Annotated in this window: 2 protein-coding genes; both read left to right on the top strand. The window is 73.3% G+C overall.

Features of this window, described 5'->3' with window-relative positions; all coding sequences use genetic code 11:
• Nucleotides 1–164: 164 nt before the first annotated feature.
• Nucleotides 165–2174, top strand: coding sequence for a peptidoglycan D,D-transpeptidase FtsI family protein (locus tag ACFXA3_RS12510; RefSeq protein WP_385185720.1), 2010 nt, complete (start codon nucleotides 165–167; stop codon nucleotides 2172–2174).
• Nucleotides 2175–2219: 45 nt separating this feature from the next.
• On the top strand, nucleotides 2220–3230 hold a 1011-nt coding region (locus tag ACFXA3_RS12505), incomplete at its 3' end, for a Mur ligase family protein (RefSeq protein ID WP_385185718.1).

Raw genomic sequence — 3230 nt, 5'->3', positions numbered from 1 at the left:
GGCCCGTGCCCGGGGGAGCCCCCCAGTCCACCCCGCCCCCCGGACGGGGACGTCGTGCCGCGGACAGCTGCTGCGGGACGCTGCACCGGATCGCCCGCCCCCGCCCCGCCCTGCTCCCCCCACCGGACCCCGCCCGGAAGCGCCCGGGCGTGCGGGGTGGCGGCGTGAGGCCCCAGGACGGGCGGCGCCGGGTGCCCGGACCGGGGCGGGCGCGGCCCGGGGGCGCCGAGCGGGCCCGGGCCAACTCCCGGCCGGCCACGCGCAGACCCGCCCCGGCCAGGACACCGCACACCATCCGCCTCGGCAGCCCCAAGCCCCGGCTGCGCCTCGTCAGCGTCGGGCTGACCCTCGTCATGCTGGCCTTCGTCGTACGCCTGCTCCAGGTGCAGGCCGTCGACGCCTCCGCCTACTCGGCCAAGGCCTCCGAGAACCGCTTCGCCAGCTACACGCTGGCCGCCGAGCGCGGCGAGATCACCGACCGCAAGGGCGTGGCCCTCGCCACCAGCGTCGACGCGTACGACATCACCGCCGACCCCAAGATGTTCACCCCGCAGGACAGCAAGGCCCCGGACGCCCCCGAACAGGCCGCCGCCCTCCTCGCACCCATCCTCGGCAAGGACGCCAAGGAGCTCGCGGCCCGCCTCAAGACCAAGAACACCCGCTACGTCATCCTGGCCCGCCGCCAGACCCCTCAGGTCTGGAACCAGATCAAGGACCTCAAGCGGGTCTTCGCCGACAAGGCCGCCGCCGACAAGAAGAACAACGGCCCCGGCGCCAACGTCCTCGCCGGCGTGTTCAACGAGGACAGCAGCAAGCGCGTGTACCCGGGCGGGGACCTGGCCGCCGGGATACTGGGCTACGTCAACGCCGAGGGCAAGGGCGCCGGCGGGCTGGAGTCCTCCCTCGACAAGAAGCTGGCCGGCAAGGACGGCGCGATCACGTACGCCCAGTCCGGCGGCCGCCGCGTGCCCACCGCCGGATCCAGCGAGAAGCCCGCCGTGCCCGGCGAGGACATCGAGCTGACGATCGACCGCGACATCCAGTGGGCGGCGCAGAGCGCCATCACCGAGCAGGTCGCCAAGTCGGAGGCGGACCGCGGCTACGTCATCGTCCAGGACACCCGCACCGGCGAGGTGCTGGCCATGGCCAACGCCCCGGGCTTCGACCCCAACGACCTGTCGAAGGCCAGCTCCGCCGCCATGGGCAACGCGGCGCTCCAGGACGTGTACGAGCCCGGCTCCACCGCCAAGGTGATGTCGATGGCCGCCGTACTGGAGGAGAAGAAGGCCACCCCCGGGACCCACGTCGAGGTGCCCAACCGGCTGCACCGCGGCGACCGGCTGTTCAAGGACGACATCGACCACCCGACCTGGTACCTGACCCTCAACGGGGTCCTCGCCAAGTCCTCCAACATCGGCACGATCCTCGCCACCGGCCAGCTCGGCGCCACCCAGCCCGAGGCCAACCGGGTCCTGTACGCGTACCTGGACAAGTTCGGCATCGGGCGGCCCACCGGCCTGAACTACCCGGGCGAGTCCCGCGGCATCCTCGCCAGGCCCGAGGCCTGGTCCACCTCCCAGCAGTACACGATCCCTTTCGGCCAGGGCCTGTCCCTCAACGCCATGCAGGCGGCCTCCGTGTACTCGACGATCGCCAACGGCGGGGTCCGGATCGCCCCCACCCTGGTCCGCGGCACCAAGGGACCCGACGGCCGCTTCACCCCGGCCCCGGCCCCCGAGCAGACCCGCGTGATCAGCGCGGAGACCGCCAAGACCCTGTCCGAGATGCTGGAGTCGGTCGTCGACGACCAGGAGGGCACCGGCACCAAGGCCCGGATCCCCGGCTACCGGGTCGGCGGCAAGACCGGCACCTCCAACCGGGTGGATCCGGCCACCGGCCGATACAAGGGCTACACCGCCTCCTTCGCCGGTTTCGCCCCCGCCGACAACCCGCGCATCACCGTCTACTGCGCCATCCAGAACCCCACCAAGGGCAGCTACTTCGGTGGCCAGATCTGCGGCCCGATCTACAAGAAGGTCATGGAGTTCGCCCTCAAGACCCTCCAGGTCGCCCCGACCGGAACCGCCCCCGCCGGGCTCCCCGTCACCTTCGACGCCGGCCCCCCGCCCGCAACCCAGCCCTCCGCACAGCCCAGCCGGCAGCCCGGCCAGTGACCCGGCGGGCCCGCCGGCCCGCCAGAAATCCGTGAGGCACCATCAGTGACAACGATCACCCCGAAACCCGGGAACCCGTCGGCCGCCGGCAGCACGGCCGGGCCCTCACTTCGCGAGCGGCCCGCCGCGCCCGGTACGCTCACCGCCGTGCCCCACGCTGATCAGCCCAGAACGACCCAGAAAGACGCCCCGGCAACGCCGCCGGGAGCGCCCCGGCCCGTGACCGCCCGCCCGACCCCTCTGGGCGAGCTGGCCACCCTGCTGGGCATCGAAGCCTCCGGCTCAGGCTCCGCGCGGCAGCCGTCGCAGCCGCAGCCGCCACAGATCACCGGGATCACGCACGACTCCCGTGCGGTGCGTCCCGGCGACCTGTACGCGGCCCTGCCCGGCGCGAAGCTGCACGGCGCCGACTTCGCGGCCCAGGCGGCCGCGCTCGGCGCCGCGGCCGTGCTGACCGACCCGGCGGGTGCCGACCGCGCGGCCGCGACCGGACTGCCGGTCCTCGCGGTCGCCGACCCGCGCGCCCGCATGGGTGAGCTCGCCGCCACGATCTACGGCCGTCCCGGTGAAGGACTGCTCCAGATCGGCATCACCGGCACCTCCGGCAAGACCACCACGGCGTACCTCGTCGAGGGCGGTCTGCGCGGCGCCGGACGCAGCACCGGCCTGGTCGGCACCGTCGAGATGCGCATCGGCGACGAGCGCATCAAGTCGGAGCGCACCACCCCCGAGGCCACCGACCTCCAGGCCCTGTTCGCGGTCATGCGCGAACGCGGGGTCGAGGCCGTCGCCATGGAGGTCTCCAGCCACGCCCTGGTGCTCGGCCGGGTCGACGGATGCGTCTTCGACGTCGCCGTCTTCAACAACCTGAGCCCGGAGCACATGGAGTTCCACTCGGACATGGAGGACTACTTCCAGGCCAAGGCGCAGCTCTTCACCGAGCGCCGCGCCCGCCTCGGGGTGGTCAACGTCGACGACGAGTACGGCCGCCGGCTCGCCAAGGAGACGACCATCCCGGTGGTCACCGTCTCCGCCGCCGGGGTCCCGGCGGCCGGC

It is taken from the genome of Streptomyces sp. NPDC059456 (assembly GCF_042750055.1).
Taxonomy (GTDB): Bacteria; Actinomycetota; Actinomycetes; order Streptomycetales; family Streptomycetaceae; genus Streptomyces.
Note: the sequence above shows the minus strand (reverse complement) of the source record. Positions and strands in the feature narration are given on the sequence as shown.